This window comes from Streptomyces xanthophaeus (genome assembly GCF_000725805.1).
Taxonomy (GTDB): Bacteria; Actinomycetota; Actinomycetes; order Streptomycetales; family Streptomycetaceae; genus Streptomyces; species Streptomyces xanthophaeus.
In genome coordinates this window covers 479243-498649 of record NZ_KL647132.1, presented here as the reverse complement: position 1 = coordinate 498649, position 19407 = coordinate 479243, and the positions used below count along the sequence as shown (strand labels likewise).

14 protein-coding genes are annotated in these 19407 nt (G+C 72.6%); 9 read left to right on the top strand and 5 right to left on the bottom strand.

Features of this window, described 5'->3' with window-relative positions; genetic code table 11:
* The first annotated feature begins 264 nt into the window (after positions 1 to 264).
* Positions 265 to 3252 (top strand): bifunctional [glutamine synthetase] adenylyltransferase/[glutamine synthetase]-adenylyl-L-tyrosine phosphorylase, encoded by a 2988-nt coding sequence (locus tag IO30_RS0131610; protein ID WP_031148696.1) that lies wholly within the window; start codon positions 265 to 267, stop codon positions 3250 to 3252.
* A gap of 86 nt (positions 3253 to 3338) precedes the next feature.
* On the opposite strand, the gene IO30_RS0131605 is transcribed toward IO30_RS0131610, so the two are convergent.
* Positions 3339 to 3941 (bottom strand): TetR/AcrR family transcriptional regulator, encoded by a 603-nt coding sequence (locus IO30_RS0131605; protein WP_031148694.1) that lies wholly within the window; start codon positions 3939 to 3941, stop codon positions 3339 to 3341.
* Between the two features lie 121 nt (positions 3942 to 4062).
* Between IO30_RS0131605 and IO30_RS0131600 the strand changes: the two genes are divergently transcribed.
* The gene (locus IO30_RS0131600; protein ID WP_051902683.1) at positions 4063 to 5637 is read left to right on the top strand and encodes an APC family permease; all 1575 of its coding nucleotides are present in this window, start codon (positions 4063 to 4065) and stop codon (positions 5635 to 5637) included.
* Positions 5559 to 7142, top strand: a complete 1584-nt coding sequence (locus IO30_RS0131595) for an amidohydrolase (RefSeq protein ID WP_031148690.1) — start codon at positions 5559 to 5561, stop codon at positions 7140 to 7142. Before IO30_RS0131600 ends, IO30_RS0131595 begins: the two co-directional genes overlap by 79 nt.
* Before the next feature lie 40 nt (positions 7143 to 7182).
* On the opposite strand, the gene IO30_RS0131590 is transcribed toward IO30_RS0131595, so the two are convergent.
* The 3 genes from IO30_RS0131590 to IO30_RS0131580 all read right to left on the bottom strand — a co-directional run bounded on the left by IO30_RS0131590 (position 7183) and on the right by IO30_RS0131580 (position 10926).
* Complete coding sequence (locus IO30_RS0131590; protein WP_037895713.1) at positions 7183 to 8067, bottom strand: phosphatase PAP2 family protein; 885 nt, start codon at positions 8065 to 8067, stop codon at positions 7183 to 7185.
* Between the two features lie 106 nt (positions 8068 to 8173).
* Positions 8174 to 9205 carry a LacI family DNA-binding transcriptional regulator gene (locus IO30_RS0131585; RefSeq protein ID WP_031148686.1) on the bottom strand — a complete coding sequence of 344 codons (1032 nt, stop codon included), beginning with the start codon at positions 9203 to 9205 and terminating at the stop codon, positions 8174 to 8176.
* Positions 9206 to 9231: 26 nt separating this feature from the next.
* Entirely contained in the window at positions 9232 to 10926 is a 1695-nt protein-coding gene (locus IO30_RS0131580) for a glycoside hydrolase family 13 protein (RefSeq protein ID WP_031148684.1), read from the bottom strand.
* A 222-nt stretch (positions 10927 to 11148) separates the two neighbouring features.
* On the opposite strand from IO30_RS0131580, the gene IO30_RS0131575 reads away from it, so the two are divergent.
* Genes IO30_RS0131575 through IO30_RS0131555 form a run of 5 tightly spaced genes read left to right on the top strand, consistent with a single transcriptional unit; the run spans position 11149 to position 16941 of the window.
* Positions 11149 to 12423 (top strand): extracellular solute-binding protein, encoded by a 1275-nt coding sequence (locus IO30_RS0131575; protein WP_031148682.1) that lies wholly within the window; start codon positions 11149 to 11151, stop codon positions 12421 to 12423.
* A gap of 7 nt (positions 12424 to 12430) precedes the next feature.
* On the top strand, positions 12431 to 13462 hold the full coding sequence (locus IO30_RS0131570) for a carbohydrate ABC transporter permease (protein ID WP_031148680.1): 1032 nt from the start codon (positions 12431 to 12433) through the stop codon (positions 13460 to 13462).
* Between the two features lie 2 nt (positions 13463 to 13464).
* Entirely contained in the window at positions 13465 to 14304 is an 840-nt protein-coding gene (locus IO30_RS0131565; RefSeq protein WP_031148678.1) for a sugar ABC transporter permease, read from the top strand.
* A 46-nt stretch (positions 14305 to 14350) separates the two neighbouring features.
* A complete protein-coding gene (locus tag IO30_RS0131560; protein WP_031148676.1) occupies positions 14351 to 15940 on the top strand; it encodes a glycoside hydrolase family 13 protein in 1590 nt (529 codons plus the stop codon).
* Positions 15928 to 16941, top strand: coding sequence for a LacI family DNA-binding transcriptional regulator (locus tag IO30_RS0131555; protein WP_234321896.1), 1014 nt, complete (start codon positions 15928 to 15930; stop codon positions 16939 to 16941). The genes IO30_RS0131560 and IO30_RS0131555 overlap by 13 nt, the downstream gene beginning before the upstream one ends.
* A gap of 34 nt (positions 16942 to 16975) precedes the next feature.
* Here the strand turns inward: IO30_RS0131555 and IO30_RS0131550 are convergent, their stop codons facing one another.
* A complete protein-coding gene (locus IO30_RS0131550) occupies positions 16976 to 17431 on the bottom strand; it encodes a VOC family protein (RefSeq protein WP_031148672.1) in 456 nt (151 codons plus the stop codon).
* A gap of 178 nt (positions 17432 to 17609) precedes the next feature.
* Between IO30_RS0131550 and IO30_RS0131545 the strand changes: the two genes are divergently transcribed.
* Positions 17610 to 19313 carry a carbohydrate-binding module family 20 domain-containing protein gene (locus IO30_RS0131545; RefSeq protein ID WP_031148670.1) on the top strand — a complete coding sequence of 568 codons (1704 nt, stop codon included), beginning with the start codon at positions 17610 to 17612 and terminating at the stop codon, positions 19311 to 19313.
* The last annotated feature ends 94 nt before the right edge of the window (positions 19314 to 19407 follow it).

Genomic DNA, 19407 nt, shown 5'->3' with positions numbered 1-19407 from the left:
CCCGCGAGGTGGCCGGCAGATGGCCGTCGCCCGTCCGCTCCCTGAAGCAACCGGGTCGGCGGGCCCCGGTGTTGCGCCGGCCTGCCGCGGCCGCCGTGCGGCAGGCGCGCCGCCCCCGCCCGGACGGCCCGCGGAGCCGGCGCCCGGTGCGTCGGACGCGGACCCGGCCCGATCGGCAGGACATCGCCTAGGCTCGGACCCAGGCAGGCCAGGGCAGTGGCCGTGGCCGTAGCAGTGGCAGAGACGACCGCAGGAGGCGGCGGGATGACAGTCCCGGGACGCAGGAGCAGCACCTTCATCCGTCTGCTGCGCAGCGGTTTCACCGACCCGTCCGCCGCCGCCCGGCTGCTCGACGCCGACGCGCTGGCCTCCGTACGGGCCGATCCGGTGCTCCTCGACGCCCTCGGTGCGACCGCCGACCCGGACCTCGCCCTGCTCGGGCTCGTGCGGCTCGCCGAGGCGCAGCCGCCGGACGAGCTGCCCGGGCTCCTCGACACCCTCGTCAGCGCCAAGCCCCTGCGCGACCGCCTCCTCGGCGTCCTCGGCGCGTCCGAGGCGCTCGGCGACCACCTCGCCCGCCACCCCCGCGACTGGCAGGCCCTAGTCACGTACGAGGCCGCCGACCTCCATCCGGGCCTGCGCGAGTTCGAGCGCGGGCTGGCCGACGCGCACGAGCCCGTCGCGCTGCGCGTGGCCTACCGCCGCTGCCTGCTCTCGATCGCCGCCCGGGACGTCTGCGGCACCATAGACGTCGCCGACACCGCCGCCGAGCTCGCGGACCTCGCCACCGCCACCCTGCGCGCAGCCCTGCGGATCGCCTCCGCCGCGGCCCCCGGGGACGCGGCCGCCTGCCGCCTCGCCGTCATCGCGATGGGCAAGTGCGGCGGCAACGAGCTGAACTACGTCTCCGACGTGGACGTGATCTTCGTCGGGGAGGCCGCCCACGGGCACGACGAGGCCAAGGGCATCCAGGCCGCCACCCGGCTGGCCTCCCACCTGATGCGGATCTGCTCCGAGACCACGGTCGAGGGCACCATCTGGCCCGTCGACGCCAATCTGCGCCCCGAGGGCAGAAACGGTCCGCTCGTGCGGACCCTGTCCTCCCACCTCGCCTACTACCAGCGCTGGGCCAAGACCTGGGAGTTCCAGGCCCTCCTCAAGGCCCGCGCCGTCGCCGGGGACCCCGGGCTCGGCGCCGAGTACATCGACGCCATAAGCCCCCTGGTGTGGCAGGCCGCCGAACGCGAGAACTTCGTCGCCGACGTCCAGAAGATGCGCCGCCGCGTCGTCGACAACATCCCCGCCGCCCAGGTCGACCGCGAGCTCAAACTCGGCCCCGGCGGCCTGCGCGACGTCGAGTTCGCCGTCCAGCTGCTCCAGCTCGTGCACGGCCGCAGCGACGCCACCCTGCACTCCGGCAGCACCCTCGACGCCCTGCACGCCCTCGCCGCGGGCGGCTACGTCGGCCGTGCCGACGCCGCCCAGCTGAACGACGCGTACCGCTTCCTGCGCGCCATGGAGCACCGCATCCAGCTCTACCGGCTGCGCCGCACCCACCTCGTCCCCGAGGACGAGAACGACCTGCGGCGCCTCGGCCGCTCCCTCGGCCTGCGCACCGAACCCGTCGCCGAGCTCAACAAGGCCTGGCGCCGGCACGCCTCCGTGGTCCGCCGCCTGCACGAGAAGCTGTTCTACCGGCCCCTCCTCGACGCCGTCGCCCAGCTCACCCCCGGCGAGACCCGGCTCTCGACCCGGGCCGCCGGCCAGCGCCTGGAGGCCCTCGGGTACGCCGACCCGGCCGCGGCCCTGCGCCACCTGGAGGCCCTCGCCTCCGGCGTCACCCGCAAGGCCGCCATCCAGCGCACCCTGCTGCCCGTCATGCTCGGCTGGTTCGCCGACTCCGCCGACCCGGACGCCGGTCTGCTCAACTTCCGCAAGGTCTCCGACGCCCTCGGCAAGACCCCCTGGTACCTGCGCCTGCTGCGCGACGAGGGAGCCGCCGCCGAGAACCTCGCCCGGGTGCTGTCCGCCGGACGCCTCGCCCCCGACCTGCTGCTGCGCGCCCCCGAGGCCGTGGCCCTGCTCGGCGACCCCGAAGGCCTGCAACCGCGTACGCACGAGGCCCTGGAGCAGGAGGTCCTCGCCGCCGTCGGGCGCGCGGAGAACCCCGAAGCCGCCGTCGCCGCCGCCCGCGGGGTGCGCCGCCGCGAGCTCTTCCGCACCACCGCCGCCGACATCATCGGCTCCTACGGCACGGAGGACAGGCCCGCCGAGGAGGACCACGGGGCCCTGGTCGACCGGGTCGGCGGAGCCGTCTCCGACCTCACCGCGGCCACCATCGCCGGGGCCCTGCGCGCCGCCGTGCAGAGCCACTTCGGCGACACCCTGCCCACCCGCTTCTGCGTGATCGGCGTCGGCCGCTTCGGCGGACACGAGCTCGGCTACGGCTCCGACGCCGACGTCCTGTTCGTCCACGAGCCCCGCGAGGGCGTCGACGAACAGGAGGCCGCCAAGGCCGCCCAGACCGTCATCGCCGAGATGCGGCGCCTGCTCCAGCTGCCCACCACCGACCCGCCGCTGCTCATCGACGCCGACCTGCGCCCCGAAGGCCGCTCGGGCCCGCTGGTGCGCACCCTGGCCTCCTACGCCGCGTACTACCGGCGCTGGTCCCTGACCTGGGAGAGCCAGGCCCTGCTCCGCGCCGAACCGGTCGCCGGGGACGACGAGCTCGGCCGCCGGTTCATCGACCTGATCGACCCGCTGCGCTACCCCATGGAGGGCCTGGGGGAGGACGCCGTACGGGAGATCCGCCGCCTCAAGGCCCGGATGGAGTCGGAGCGGATGCCACGCGGCGCCGACCCCACCCTGCACACCAAACTCGGCCGCGGCGGCCTCAGCGACGTCGAGTGGACCGTCCAGCTGATGCAGATGCGCCACGCCTGGGTGGAGCCGGGCCTGCGCACCACCCGCACCCGCGAGGCCCTGGCCGCCGCCCACGCGGCCGGGCTGATCCGGACCGAGGACGCGCAGATCCTCGACGAGGCCTGGGTGCTGGCCACCCGGGTCCGCAACGCCGTGATGCTGGTCCGCGGCCGGGCCGGGGACACCTTCCCGTCCGAGACCCGCGAACTGGCGGCGGTGGGCCGCTACCTCGGCTACGCGGAGGGCACGGTCGGCGAGATGCTGGACGACTACCGCCGCATCACCCGCCGCGCCCGCGCGGTGGTGGACGAGCTGTTCTACGGGGCGTAGGCCGGGCCGGGTCCGTACGGTCCGGGCCCGGACCGTAAGGTCCCGGGCCGGGCCCGGGCGCCGCCCGGTTCAGGCCTGAGCCCTGCTCAGCCCGCCTCCAGCAGCCCCCGCGCGTACGCCAGGAACGCGGCCAGCCCCAGCTCGAAGGCCGCGTCCGCGCGCCCGGTGCCCACCGTGGCCAGGGCGCGGGCCAGCAGCGGGGTCTGCGGGGTGGGCTCCCACATGGCCTCCGGGGCGGCCAGGTCCAGCGCCGAGCCCAGGACCAGGTTCTCCAGGCCGGTCAGCAGCGGCATCACCTGCTCCGTACGGAAGCCCGCGGCGAGCAGCAGCGCGACGGCCCGTTCGTAGTGGTCGAGCACCTTCGGGGCCCGGACCGGCGTGGTCATCAGCAGCGGGACCGCGCGCGGCCAGGCGGCGAAGGCGGCCCGGTACGAGCGGGCCCACTCCTCCAGGGCCCGGTCCCAGGGGTCCAGGTCCAGGGTGTCGCCCGCGATCCGCTCGCACACGAGCTCGCGGACCAGCTCGACCACCCCGGCCCGGCCGTCCACGTGGTGATACACCGACCCGGTCTGCACGCCGAGCGCCCGGGCGATCTGCGGAACGCTGAAGTCCCCTTGCTCCGCGACCAGTTGCAGGGCGGTCGTGGCGATCCGCTCCCGGTCGAGCAGCGGGGTGCGCGGCCGTGCCATCGGTGTCCTCTCGCCGTCAGGTCTTCCCGTACGCCAGAACCGGAGGCTACATTGCCGCGAACCGAAAGCCTTTAGGTTTTCGCTTCCCCGCCGCCTGCCGTTCGCAGAAGGGTGCCCCCGCATGCCCGAAACGCCAGCGCCACCACCCGCCGAGACCGCGACCAGGACCGCGACCCCGACCGCGGCCACGACCCCGGCCCTGCGCAGCGCCGCCCTCGGCACCGCCGACATCTCCTTCTTCGTGGTCTCCGCCGCCGCCCCGCTCACCGTCATGGCGGGCGTCGCCCCCGTCGCGATCCTGCTCGGCGGGATCGGCGCACCCGCCGGATACCTGCTCGCCGGCCTCACCCTCGCGGTCTTCGCCGTCGGCTTCACCACCATGAGCCGCCACGTCCGCAGCGGCGGCGCCTTCTACGCGTACATCGCCCGAGGCCTCGGCAAGCAGGCGGGCATCGGCGCCGCCCTGCTCGCCCTCGTCGGCTACAACGGCATGGAGATCGGCGTCTACGGCCTCCTGGGCACCACGACCGCCGACACCGCCCACGCCCTGTGGGGTCTCGACGTCCCCTGGCTGCCCGTCTCCCTCGCCGGACTCCTGCTCATCTGGTACGGAGGGTTCCGCTCCATCGACTTCGGGGCCCGGCTGCTCGGCGTCCTGCTCGTCGCCGAGACCGGGATACTCGTCCTGCTCGCCGCCGGGGTGCTCGCCGAGGGCGGCGCCCAGGGACTCTCCCTCGCGGGCTTCGCCCCCGGAGCCGTCCTCGTCCCCGGCACCGCGGCCGTCCTGGCCTTCGCCTTCGCCGCCTTCACCGGATTCGAGTCCACCGCCATCTACCGCCGCGAGGCCCACGACCCGGACCGCACCGTCCCGCGCGCCACCTACATCGCCGTCGCCTTCCTCGGCCTCTTCTACGCCTTCGTCGTCTGGACCGTCATCCAGGCCTTCGGCGACGAGCAGGTGATCGCCGCCGCCGCAGCGGACCCCGGCGGCCTGTTCTTCGCCGCCATCACCACCTACGTCGGCCCCTGGGCCGCGGACCTGACGCACGTCTTCATCGTCACCAGCGTCATCGCCTCCCTCCTCGCCTTCCACAACGCCATCAACCGCTACGTCCTCGCCCTTTCCGAGGAAGGCGTCCTGCCCGCAGCCCTCGGCCGGATCCACCCCCGCCACCGCTCCCCGTACCTCGCCGGACTCGCCCAGACCGTCCTCGGCGCCGTCATCGTCCTCGGTTTCGCCCTGGCCGGCGCCGACCCGTACCAGCAGCTGCTGCTCTGGGTGAACACGCCCGGCATGATCGGCCTCATGGCACTGATGCTGCTCGCCGCGATCGCCGTACCCGTGTACTTCCGGCGCACCGCCCACGCGGAGGGCCCCTGGCGGACCGTGGTCGCGCCCGTCACCGCCGCCGTCCTGCTGACCGTCGCGATCTTCCTGGTCGTCTCCAAGGTGGGGCTCTTCACCATGGCCTCCACCACCGTCAACACCGTCCTCGTCGCCCTCGTCCCCGCCGTCTTCCTCGCCGGACTCGCCCTGGCCCGGCGGCTCAGGACCCGCCGCCCCGAGGTGTACGCCCGGTTCGCCGCAGAACCCGCCCCCGAAGGAGAAGAACCGCCGTGCTCGCTGCCGACACCGTCCTCACCGGAGCCCACGTCCGCACCCTCGACCCGGCCCGCCCCGAAGCCCGCGCGGTAGCCCTGCGCGACGGCCAGATCGTGGCAGTCGGCGACGAGGCCGACGTACGCGACTGGCGCGGCCCCGGCACCGAGCAGATCGACCTCGGCGGCGCCACCCTCACCCCCGGCCTCACCGACGCCCACAGCCACCCCGTCTGGGGCATCGAGATGGCCACCGGCACCGACCTCTCCCAGGTCCGCGACCTCGGCCAGCTGCGGGAGGCCCTGCGCGCCGCCGACCGCCCGGGCGGCTGGGTCCTGGGCCACGGCCTCGACCACAACGCCTTCGGCGGCCGCCCCGTCCACCGGGAGCTCGTCGAGGAGGCCCTGGACGGCGCCCCCGCCTTCCTGCGCCTCTACGACGGCCACTCCGCCCTGGCCAGCGGCGCGGCCCTGGCCGCCGCGGGCATCACCGGCCCGCGGGACTTCAGCCAGCGCTCGGAGATCGTCTGCGACGGCTCCGGCAGCCCCACCGGACACCTCGTCGAGCACGCGGCCATGGACCTGGTCGGGGGCCTGGTGCCCAAGCCCGCGCGGGCCGAGCGCCGCAGCCGGCTCGTCGCGCTCCTCGACGCCATGGCCGCCACCGGCCTCACCGGCGCGCACGTGATGGACCTCGGCGACGGCGACGTGCCCGCCCTGCTGTCGACCGTCGAGTACGAGGGCCACCTGCCGCTCCGGCTGAACCTGGCCCCCTGGTGCATGCCCGGGGCGGACGAGGAGGAGCTGGACGGGCTGATCGCGCTCCAGCGGCTGGCCGGGCGCCACTGGCGGGTCGGCGGCGTGAAGTTCTTCATGGACGGCACGGTCGAGGGCGGCACCGCCTGGCTGGAGCACGCCGACTGCCACGGCCGGGGCACCGAGGCCTTCTGGCCCGACCCGCAGGCCTACGCACGGGCGGTGCGCACCCTGGACGCCGCGGGCATCCGCACCGCGACCCACGCCATCGGGGACGCAGCGGTCCGCTACGTCCTGGACACGGTGGCCGCGCTGGGCGACCAGGCCCGGATGCGGCACCGGATCGAGCACATCGAGACCGTGCCCGACGACCAGCTGGAGCGGTTCGCGGAGCTCGGGGTGATCGCCTCCATGCAGCCCCCGCACACCGCGTACACGCGCGCCGACCACACCGACGAATGGTCCACGCGCCTCGGCGGGGAGCGGGCCCGCCGGGCCTGGCGCTGCCGCGACCTGCGGGACGCGGGAGCGGTGCTGGCGCTGGGCTCGGACTGGCCGATCGCCCACTACGACGCCCGCCAGGTGCTGGTCACCGCCCGCAGCCCGCTCGGCGCGGCTGCCGCCGGTCCCGCCCTGACCGGGCTGATGGCCCTGGAGGGCATGACCTCGCACGCGGCGCTCGCGGCCGGGGAACAGGGGGTGGCGGGCCGGATCGCGCCCGGCTTCCGGGCCGACCTCACGGCCTTCGCCCTCGACCCGGTCACGGCCGGCGTGGACGAGCTGGGCGAGGCCCCGGTCCGCCTCACGGTGTCGGGCGGGCGGATCACCCACCGCGCGGACACCTGACGGCGCCCGACGGCACCCGGCAAGATCCGAAAGAGACGACCTAGCGGCGGAAGCGGACCAGCAGCGCCGTCGCCGGGTGCGGTTCCGTGTGCTCGGGGTGGCGGGGCAGGCGGTGGGGGAGGGAGCCGAACCAGGCCCGCGAGACCGCGTAACCGAAGGTGAGGCAGAGCATGCCGCCCACGGCGTCGAGCCAGAAGTGGTTGGCGGTGGCCACGATGACCACGAGCGTGACCGTCGGGTAGAGCAGGCCCAGGATCCGGGCCCAGGGGGCCGAGGCGACCGCGAAGATCGTCAGCCCGCACCAGAGCGACCACCCTATGTGCATCGAGGGCATGGCGGCGTACTGGTTCGACATGTGCTTGAGGTTCCCGGAGGCCATGGAGCCCCAGGTGTGGTGGACCAGCACGGTGTCGATGAAGTTCTGGCCGTTCATCAGCCGGGGCGGAGCCAGCGGGTACAGGTAGTAGCCGACGAGTGCCACGCCCGTGGTGGCGAAGAGGACGAGCCGGGTGGCCGCGTAGCGGCCGGGATGGAAACGGTAGATCCACACCAGCACGCCGATGGTCACGACGAAGTGGAGCGTGGCGTAGTAGTAGTTCATGCCCACGATCAGCCACGTCACCGAGTTCACGGCGTGGTTGACGGACTCCTCGACGGCGATCCCCAGAGCGCGCTCGGCGTTCCAGATCCAGTCGGCGTTCGCGAGGGCGGCCGCCTTCTGCTCGGGCACCGCGTTGCGGATCAGCGAGTACGTCCAGTAGCTGACCGCGATGAGGAGGATCTCGAACCAGATGCGCGGCCGGCGCGGGCTGCGCAGCCGGGTCAGCAGGGCGCGTTCGGGCACCGGCCGGTGCTCGCTCCCGGTCACGGGGTGCGACGAGACGTCCGTCCGGGTTTCCAGTGTCTTCACGCTCGCTTCACCCATGGGGAGAGAGTCTGCCAGATACGATCTCGCCTCCGATCATCCCCCGGGACGGTCTTCGGCGCCTGTGGTCCCCCTTGGGGACGACCCGCCCCCTACGGCGCGCGGCCTACGGCCTGCGGTGCTGGCCCGGACCGGAAGCCGTGGATCCGCGGACCACCAGTTCCGGCAGGAACACGAACTCGCTGTGCGGGGCCGGCGTACCGCCGATCTCCTCCAGCAGGGTCCGTACGGCGGCCTGTCCCATGGCCTGGACCGGCTGCCGGATGGTGGTCAGCGGCGGATCGGTGAAAGCTATCAGGGGGGAGTCGTCGAAACCGACGACCGAGACGTCCTGCGGGACCCGCAGCCCCTGCTGCCGGGCGGCCCGGATCGCGCCGAGCGCCATCATGTCGCTCGCGCACACCACCGCCGTGCAGCCGCGGGAGATCAGCGCCGTCGCGGCGGCCTGGCCGCCCTCCAGCGTGTACAGCGAGTGCTGGATCAGTTCCTCGGCCTCGGCTTCGGAGAGCCCGAGGCGTTCTTGCATGCCGAGCCGGAAGCCCTCGATCTTGCGCAGGACGGGCACGAACCGCTTCGGTCCGACCGCGAGCCCGATCCGGGTGTGCCCGAGGGCGGCGAGGTGGGTCACGGCCAGCTGCATCGCGGCGCGGTCGTCGGGGGAGACGAAGGGGGCCTGCACCTTGTCGGAGAACCCGTTGATGAGGACGTACGGGACGCCCTGGCCGCGGAGCTGGTCGTAGCGGCCCATGTCCGCAGTGGTGTCGGCATGCAGACCGGAGACGAAGATGATGCCGGAGACCCCGCGGTCGACGAGCATCTCGGTCAGCTCGTCCTCGGTGGACCCGCCGGGCGTCTGCGTGGCCAGGACCGGCGTGTACCCCTGGCGGGTCAGCGCCTGGCCGATGACCTGGGCGAGCGCCGGGAAGATGGGGTTGTCCAGTTCGGGGGTTATCAGGCCGACGAGCCCCGCGCTGCGCTGGCGCAGCCGCACGGGCCGCTCGTATCCGAGCACGTCGAGCGCGGCCAGTACGGATTCACGGGTGCCCGCGGCCACACCGGGCTTGCCGTTGAGCACGCGGCTGACTGTGGCTTCGCTGACCCCCGCCTGGGTTGCGATGTCGGCAAGCCGTGCGGTCACGGGATTGGACTGTACCGGTCGCACGTTCAGATTGCCCACCACGTGCACGAATCCGCGGGCAGCAGCACGGTGCGGCCGTCGGTCTCGACGGGGGCGCTGGAGAGTACGGGGCGTCCGGGCGCGGGGAGTTCGACCGGGGCGGGGCGGGTGTTGAAGGTACAGGCGAAGCCGGGGCGGGTGAACAGCAGGACGCCCTCGGGTGCGGGCTGCCAGCACATCCCGGTGGGACCGGGGTGTCCGGTGGCGGCGTCGTCCGGGGCCTCGGCTCCGGACCCGGCCTCGGTGCCGGCTCCGGCGTCGGCGCCGCCCGCCTCGGGGGCGCCGAGGCCGGGCAGGGCCCGGCGCAGTTCCAGGGCGGCCCGGTAGAGCTCCAGCGTGGAGTGCGGGTCGCCGGTCTGGGCGGCGACGCTGAGCCCCTCCCACCCGGCGGGCTGCGGAAGCCAGCTGCCGGCCGGCCCGAACCCGTACGGGGGCTCCGTACCGGACCAGGGGAGCGGTACGCGGCAGCCGTCGCGCAGCCCGTCCTGCCCGGCGGTGCGCAGGAAGGCGGGGTCCTGGCGGACCCCGTCCGGCAGGTCGGTCACCTCGGGCAGGCCCAGTTCCTCGCCCTGGTAGACGTACGCGGACCCGGGCAGGGCCAGCATCAGCAGCGCGGCGGCCCGCGCCCGGTCCAGGCTGCCGTAGCGGGTGCGGTGGCGGACCACGTCGTGGTTGGACAGCACCCAGGTGGTGGGCGCCCCGACGGAGGTGGTCGCGGCCAGGGACCCGTCGATGACGGTGCGCATCGCGTCGGCGTCCCAGGGGCACTTCAGGAAGCGGAAGTTGAAGGCCTGGTGCAGCTCGTCGGGGCGCACGTACAGCGCGAGGCGTTCGGAGGACGGGGCCCAGGCCTCGGCGACGCCGATGCGCTCGCCCGCGTAGGAGTCGAGGAGCCGGCGCCAGGAGCGGTGGATCGCGTGGACCCCGTCCTGGTCGAAGAAGGGGAGGGGCTGGCTGCCGATGAGGGTGGCCTGGGCGCCGTGGCCGAGGTCGGGCAGGCCCGGGGCCTTGACCATGCCGTGGGCGACGTCGATGCGGAAGCCGTCGATGCCGAGGTCGAGCCAGAACCGCAGGACCGAGGCGAATTCGGCGGCGACCTCGGGGTCCTCCCAGTTCAGGTCGGGCTGCTCGGGCGCGAAGAGGTGCAGGTACCAGGCGCCGTCGGGGGTACGGGTCCAGGCGGGCCCGCCGAAGACGGACTCCCAGTCGTTCGGCGGCTGCCCGCCGCCGGCCCCGCGTCCCGGGCGGAAGTGGTAGCGCTCGCGGGCCGCCGGGTCCCCGGCGAGGGCGGCGCGGAACCAGGGGTGCTGGTCCGAGGTGTGGTTCGGCACCACGTCCACGATGACCCGCAGGCCCAGGTCGTGTGCGGCCCGGACGAGATCGTCGGCGTCGGCGAGGTCACCGAAGAGGGGGTCGACCGCGCGGTAGTCGGCGACGTCGTAGCCGCCGTCCGCCTGCGGGGAGACGTAGAAGGGGGTGAGCCACACGGCGTCGACCCCGAGCCGGGCCAGGTGGGGGAGGCGTTCGCGCACCCCGCGGAGGTCGCCGATGCCGTCGCCGTCGCTGTCCGCGAAGGACCTCACGTACACCTGGTAGATGACGGCATCACGCCACCAGCCGCCGCTTGCGGTGGCGTTGCTGGAAGCGCTTGCAAGCCGGGAGGCGGTCAGCTCATGGGTCATATCGGGGTCAACGCGAGCACAGCCCCCCTGGTTGCGGGCCCGGACAGTCGAAGCTGACTCGAACTAACAGCAAGCTGCGGCAACCGTACGGACACACGGATGTAACGATCAGCAGGTCTTGCAGAAAATTGCCGCAAGGTCTTTCGGACGGCTTTCAGTCTTGTTACGTTCCTGGCAACTCGGGACCGCGAGGAAGCGGCCGGGATCATCGAAGGAGTTCATATGCGGCGTGGCATAGCGGCCACCGCGCTGGTCGCGGCCCTGGCGCTCGCGGCGACGGCTTGCGGCGGTGACACCAAGGGCGACGGTGACGAGACGAAGGCCGGCGGCGAGCTGTCCGGCACGGTCACCTGGTGGGACACGTCGAACGACGCGGAGAAGGCCAGCTTCCAGAAGATCGCCGAGGCGTTCACCGCGAAGCACCCCAAGGTCACCGTCAAGTACGTCAACGTCCCGTACGGCGACGCGCAGAACAAGGTCAAGAACGCCTTCAGCAGCGGCTCCGACGCTCCCGACGTGATCCGCGCCGACGTCGGCTGGGTCGCCGACTTCGCCTCGCTGGGCTACCTCGACGAGGTCCCGGCCGAGACGGCCAAGAAGGTCGACGCCGAGTTCCTGCCGCAGGCCGCGGCCAGCGGCAAGTACGAGGGCAAGACCTACGCGGTCCCGCAGGTCATCGACACCCTCGGCCTCTTCTACAACAAGAAGATGCTCGCCGACGCCGGCGTCCAGCCCCCCAAGACGCTGGCCGAGCTGAAGACCGCCGCCGAGGCGATCAAGGCGAAGACCGGCAAGGCCGCCCTCTACCTGCGCGGCGACGACTCCTACTGGTTCCTCCCGCTGATCTACGGCGAGGGCGGCGACCTCGTCGACGCGAAGAACAAGACGGTCACCGTCGACAACGAGGCGGGCGTCAAGGCCTTCAAGACCGCCCGCGACCTGGTCGCCTCCGGCGCGGCGATCACCAACGCCACCGACGGCTACGCCAACATGCAGACGGCCTTCAAGACCGGCGAGGCCGCCATGATGATCAACGGTCCGTGGGCCGTCGCCGACACCTACGCCGGCGACCAGTTCAAGGACAAGGCCAACCTCGGCGTCGCCGCCGTCCCGGCCGGCTCCGCCAAGGCGGGCGCCCCGCAGGGCGGCCACGACCTCGGCGTCTACGCGGGCTCCAAGAACCGCGCCGCGGCCCACGCCTTCGTCGAGTACATGACCTCGCAGGACGTCCAGGTCCAGTCCGCCAAGGACCTGAGCCTGCTGCCCACCCGTACCGCCGCGTACGAGGCGCCGGACGTCAAGAGCAGCGAGATGGTCGCGTTCTTCAAGCCGGCCGTGGACAAGGCCGTCGAGCGCGCCTGGATCCCGGAGAACGGCTCCCTCTTCGAGCCGCTGAAGGTCGAGTACACCAAGGCGATCACCGGGGCCTCGACCCCGGAGGACGCGGCCAAGTCGGCCGGCGCCGAGTTCCGCAAGATCCTCAAGGGCTGGAAGTAAAGAAACCATGGCTGCTCACACCAGCCAGTCGGTGGCCACGGCCGCGGGCGACGGAGTCGGCAAGACCGACGACGCCCGCGGCCGGGGCCGCAGGACTGACAGCGGGAAGAAGCGCGGTGGAGCGGGGCGCGCCCTCGCCACCCACTGGTACGCCTGGGCCATGATCGCCCCGGTGGTGCTCGTCCTCGGCGTGATCATCGGCTGGCCGCTCGTCCGCGGCATCTACCTGTCGCTGACGGACGCCAACGAGCGCAACGTCTCCCGGACGATCGGCGCCAACCACATCGAGGCCACGTACGAGTTCGTCGGACTCGACAACTACGTGGCCGTGCTCGGTGACCCCGTCTTCCTCCAGCGGCTGGTGTGGACGGTGATCTGGACCGTCGCGTGCGTGTCCATCACCTTCGGCCTCGGCCTGGTCCTGGCCAACATGCTCAACCGGGACTTCCGGGGCCGCGCCGCCTACCGGATGGCGCTCATCCTGCCCTGGGCCGTCCCCGGCTTCGTCTCCGTCTTCGCCTGGCGGTTCCTCTTCAACCGCGACAACGGCATCCTCAACAAGGTCCTCGAAGGCGGCGGGATCTCCGCGATCCCGTGGCTGGACGACCCGACCTGGGCCAAGCTCTCGGTCATCACCGTCAACGTCTGGCTCGGCGTCCCCTTCATGATGGTCGCCCTCCTCGGCGGCCTGCAGTCGATCCCCGGCGAGCTCTACGAGGCCGCCGAGATGGACGGGGCCAGCGCCTGGCAGCGGTTCCGCCACATCACCCTGCCCGGCCTGCGCGCGGTCAGCATGACGGTGATCCTGCTGTCGACCATCTGGACCTTCAACATGTTCCCGGTGATCTTCCTGCTCACCCGGGGCGGTCCGGGCGACTCCACCGAGATCCTGGTGACCCAGGCCTTCCGCGAGGCGTTCATCTCCAGCCCGCGCGACTTCGCCGGGTCCGCGACGTGGGGCGTCCTGATCCTCGCCCTCCTCATGATCTTCGCGCTGGTCTACCGGCGCTCGCTGCGCAAGCAGGGAGAGGTGTGGTGACCATGACCACCCGCACGCGGGGCCGCCGCGCCCCCCTCGCCTCCGTCGGCCTGCACCTCACGCTGCTCGTCGCGTCCGTGATCGCCGTCTTCCCGGTCCTGTGGATCCTGCTGACCTCGCTCAAGCCCCAGCAGTACGCGATCACCACGGACTTCGTGAAGGAGCCGACCTTCGGCAACTACCGCTACCTGCTGGAGGACAGCCACTTCTTCAGCTGGTTCGCGAACTCCGTGCTGGTCGCGGGCGTCACCACCGTCCTCGGCGTGTTCATCGCCGCGACCACCGGCTACGCGGTCAGCCGCTTCAAGTTCCCCGGCATGCGGCCCCTGATGTGGACCCTGCTCATCACGCAGATGTTCCCCATGGCCATCCTGATCGTCCCGCTCTACAACCTGATGGGCGACCTGGGGCTGCTCAACCAGCCCCTCGGCCTGATCATCACCTACCTCACCATCGCGGTGCCCTTCTGCGCCTGGATGATGAAGGGGTTCTTCGACACCATCCCGGTGGAGATCGACGAATCCGGCCGCGTCGACGGCCTCAACCCCTTCGGCACCTTCTGGCGGCTGATCCTGCCGCTCGCCAAGCCGGGCCTCGCCGTCACCGGCTTCTACGCCTTCATCACCGCCTGGGGCGAAGTCGCCTACGCCTCCGCCTTCATGGTCGGCGAGGAGAACCTCACCCTGGCCGGCGGTCTGCAGACCTTCGTCACGCAGTACACCTCCAACTGGGGTGCGATGAGCGCCGCTTCCGTGCTCATCGCGATCCCGGCAGCGATCTTCTTCGTCTTCGCCCAGCGTCACCTCGTCGCCGGAATGACCGCAGGCGCCACCAAGGGCTGACCACCCTGCCTGCTCTCCGTACCGGCCCGATCTCTTCAAGGACGACATGACCCAGCACCTCGCCGACGCACTTCCCACCTCCACCGGCACCCAGCCCGGCTGGTGGAGAGAAGCGGTGATCTACCAGGTCTATCCGCGCAGCTTCGCCGACTCCAACGGGGACGGCATGGGGGACCTCGAAGGCATCCGCAGCCGACTGCCCTACCTCAAGGAACTGGGTGTCGACGCCGTCTGGCTCAGCCCGTTCTACGCCTCCCCGCAGGCCGACGCGGGCTACGACGTCGCCGACTACCGGGCCATCGACCCGATGTTCGGCACCCTGCACGACGCCGACGCCGTGATCCGCGAGGCCCACGCCCTGGACCTGCGCATCATCGTCGACCTCGTCCCCAACCACTGCTCCGACCAGCACGAATGGTTCAAGCAGGCGCTGCGCGAAGGCCCCGGCACCCCGCTGCGCGAACGCTTCCACTTCCGCCCGGGCCGCGGTGCCGGCGGCGAGGAGCCGCCCAACGACTGGGAGTCCATCTTCGGCGGCCCGGCCTGGACCCGCGTCCCGGACGGCGAGTGGTACCTGCACCTCTTCGCGCCCGAGCAGCCCGACTTCAACTGGGAACACCCGGCCGTCCAGGACGAGTTCCGCTCCATCCTGCGCTTCTGGCTCGACCTCGGCGCCGACGGCTTCCGCATCGACGTGGCCCACGGCCTGGTCAAGGCCCCCGGCCTGCCGGACCTCGGCCGCGACGAGCAGCTCAAGCTGCTCGGCAACCAGGTGCTGCCCTTCTTCGACCAGGACGGGGTCCACGAGATCTACCGCTCCTGGCGCCTGGTCCTCGACGAGTACGCGGGCGACCGCATCGGCGTCGCCGAGGCCTGGACCCCCAGCGCCGACCGCACCGCGATGTACCTGCGCCCCGACGAGCTGCACCAGGCCTTCAACTTCCACTACCTGAACACCGACTGGGACGCGGAGGCGCTGCGCGGGGCCATCGACGACTCGCTGGACTCGATGCGTCCGGTGGGCGCGCCCACCACCTGGGTGCTGTCCAACCACGACGTGGTCCGCCACCGCACCCGGTTCGGCAGCCTGGAGCGGGCGCGGGCCGCCGCGCTGCTGATGCTGGCCCTGCCCGGGTCGGCGTACGTGTACCAGGGCGAGGAGCTGGGCCTGCCCGAGGTCACCGACCTGCCGGACGAGGTGCGCCAGGACCCGTCCTTCTTCAAGGCGAACGGCCAGGACGGGCTGCGCGACGGCTGCCGCGTGCCGATCCCGTGGTCCGGCGAGGAGGCCCCGTACGGCTTCGGCACCGGCGGCAGCTGGCTGCCGCAGCCCGCCGAGTGGGCCGGGCTGAGCGTGGCCGCGCAGACGGGCGACCCGGCGTCCACGCTGGAGCTGTACCGGGCGGCGCTGCGCATCCGGCGGGCGCACCCGGCGCTGGGCGCGGGCGACGGAGTCGAGTGGCTGCCGGCGCCGGAGGGCGTCCTGGCCTTCCGCCGCGGCGACTTCGTCTGCACGGCGAACACCACGGACGTGCCGGTACGGCTGCCCGCGCCGGGTACGGCGCTGCTGTCCAGCACGGACCTCGCCGAGCCGGACCTCCTCCCGGCGGACAGCACGGTGTGGTGGCAGGGGTGACTTCCCCGCTACGGCTGACGGACATCGCCGCGCAGGCCCAGGTCAGCGAGGCGACCGTCAGCCGGGTGCTCAACGGCAAGTCGGGCGTGGCGGCCGGCACCCGGCACAAGGTGCTGGCCGCGCTCGACCTGCTGGGCTACGAGCGGCCCGTACGGCTCAAGCGCCGCAGCAACGGGCTGGTCGGGCTGCTGATCCCGGAGCTCACCAACCCGATCTTCCCGGCGTTCGCGCAGGTCATAGAGCAGGCGCTGGCCGGGCACGGCTACACCCCGGTGCTGTGCACGCAGACCCCGGGCGGGGCCACCGAGGACGAGCTGGTCGAGCAGTTGGAGGAGCGGGGGGTCACCGGGATCGTGTTCCTTTCGGGCCTGCACGCGGATTCGGCGGCGGACCCGGCGCGCTACCAGCGCCTCGCGGCGCGCGGGGTCCCGTTCGTGCTGATCAACGGCTTCAACGAGCGGATCAGCGCGCCCTTCGTCTCCCCGGACGACCGGGCTGCGGCGGACATGGCCGTACGGCACCTGGAGGACCTCGGGCACCGCAGGATCGGCCTGGCGATCGGGCCGACGCGGTACGTGCCGTCGGCGCGCAAGGAGCAGGGCTTCGTGGCGGCGGTGCCCGGGGCGGAGGCCGAAGGCCTCGTCCAGCGCACGCTGTTCACGGTGGAGGGCGGGCACGCGGCGGGCATCGCGCTGCTGGAGCGCGGCTGCACGGGCATCGTGTGCGGCAGCGACCCGATGGCGCTGGGCGTGATCCGCGCGGTGCGCGAGCGGGGGCTGCGGGTGCCGGAGGACGTGTCGGTGGTCGGCTTCGACGATTCCCCGCTGATCGCGTTCACGGACCCGCCGCTGACCACCGTGCGCCAGCCGGTGCGGGCGATGGCCACGGCGGCGGTGGGTGCGCTGCTGGAGGCGGTGTCGGGGACACCGGTGCAGCGCACCGAGTACGTCTTCCAGCCCGAGCTGGTGGTCCGCGGCTCCACCGCCCAGGCCCCGGCCTGAGCGGGCCTGACCGCGGCGCCGCGGTCAGGCCGCCTCAGACCACGCAGAACTCGTTGCCCTCGGGGTCCTGGAGCACGACCGCGTAGTACGGCATGTCCGGCACGTCCATGACCCGCTGGACGGTGGCTCCGGCCGCGGTGAGGCGGGCCACGGTGGCGTCGACCCGCTCGATCCGGAGGGCGATGGGCACGTCCCGGCCGCCGCCGACCTTCAGGTCGAGGTGGAGCCGGTTCTTGCCGGTCTTGGGCTCGGGGACCTGCTGGAACCAGATCCGCGGGCCCCGTCCCTCCGGGTCGACGATGGACTCCGGGGTCTCCCCGGCGTCCTCGCCGAGCTCCTCCGGGGGTACGCCCATGTCCTGCCAGTAGGCGCGCCAGGTGGGGTGTCCGCCGGGCGGGGGTTCGGGCACGTAGCCCAGGGCCTCGGTCCAGAAGGCCACCAGGCGCGGGGGGTCGGCGCAGTCCACGGTCAGCTGCAGGGTCATCTCCATGCCCCCAGGGTTGCAGCCCCCACCGACAGCGGCCCCGAGCCCGCGCCGCCGTACTCGTGCCGCCGCGGGGACACCTTCGCGAAACAATTCTGCAATCTCTTGCGCAAGGTCTTGCAGGGGTGGGGTCCGGCCCCTACGGTCGCCAGCAATCCCCACCTCTCCCGCCAGGAGGACCCACATGCCCCGCACCCGCAGAGCCGCCCTCGCGGCCCTGGCCGCCGCGGCCGCCACCCTCGTCGCACCGTCCGCCCCCGCGGCGGCGGCCCCGCCCGGGGCGCGGGACGTGACCGCCGTGCTCTTCGAGTGGAAGTTCGACTCGGTGGCCACGGCCTGCACCGGAACCCTCGGCCCCGCGGGGTACGGGTACGTCCAGGTCTCGCCTCCCCAGGAGCACATCCAGGGCCCCCAGTGGTGGACCTCGTACCAGCCCGTGAGCTACAAGATCGCCGGGCGGCTCGGCGACCGGGCCGCCTTCAAGCGGATGGTGGACACCTGTCACGCCGCCGGGGTGAAGGTCGTCGCGGACTCCGTCATCAACCACATGGCCGCCTCCGACGGCACCGGCACCGGCGGGTCCTCGTACACGAAGTACGGCTACCCCGGGCTGTACTCGGGCGCGGACATGGACGACTGCCGGGCGACGATCTCGAACTACCAGGACCGGGGGAACGTCCAGAACTGCGAACTCGTGCAGCTCGCCGACCTCGACACCTCCGAGGACCACGTGCGCGCCACGATCGCCGGCTACCTGAACGACCTGCTCTCCCTGGGCGTCGACGGCTTCCGGATCGACGCCGCCAAGCACATGCCGGCCGCGGACCTCGCGAACATCAAGTCCCGGCTGAGCGATCCCGGCGCCTACTGGAAGCAGGAGGCGATCTTCGGCGCGGGCGAGGCGGTCTCGCCGAGCGAGTACCTGGGCAACGGCGACGTGCAGGAGTTCCGCTACGCGCGGGACCTGAAGCGGGTCTTCCAGAACGAGAACCTCGCCTACCTGAAGAACTTCGGCGAGGCCTGGGGGCACATGGCGAGCGCCAAGTCCGCCGTCTTCGTCGACAACCACGACACCGAGCGCGGCGGCGACACCCTCAGCTACAAGAACGGCTCCGCCTACACCCTCGCCAACGTGTTCATGCTGGCCTGGCCCTACGGCTCCCCGGACGTGCACTCGGGTTACGAGTGGACCGACAAGGACGCGGGCCCGCCCAACGGCGGCGCGGTGAACGCCTGTTACGCGGACGGCTGGAAGTGCCAGCACTCCTGGCGGGAGATCTCCTCCATGGTCGCCTTCCGCAACGAGGCCCGCGGGCAGGCCGTCACGAACTGGTGGGACAACGGCGGCGACCAGATCGCCTTCGGGCGCGGCTCCAAGGCCTACGTGGCGATCAACCACGAGGGCTCGGCCCTGACCCGGACCTTCCAGACCTCCCTGCCGGCCGGCGGCTACTGCGACGTGCAGAGCGGCGCCGCCGTCACCGTGGACTCCGGCGGCCGGTTCACCGCCACCCTCGCCGCGGGGACGGCCCTCGCCCTGCACACCGGCGCCCGCACCTGCCAGGGCGGCGGCACCACCCCGCCGCCCGCCGCGACGTCCGGCGCCTCCTTCGCGGTGACCGCCACGACCTCGCCCGGCCAGGACATCTACGTCACCGGGGACCGTGCCGAGCTCGGCGGCTGGAACACCGCCGCCGCGCTCAAGCTCGACCCGGCCTCCTACCCCGTCTGGAAGCTCGACACCGCGCTCCCGGCCGGGACCTCCTTCGCGTACAAGTACGTCCGCAAGGACGCCTCCGGCTCCGTCACCTGGGAGAGCGGAGCCAACCGCACCGCGACCGTCCCGGCGAACGGCAAGGTCACGCTGACCGACACCTGGCGCAGCTGACCGCCCCACAGACCAGGGCCGCCCGGCGCCACCACATCCCCGCCACCGGCGCCGGGCGGCCCTCATCCACGCGACACGTGACCAAGGAGACCCG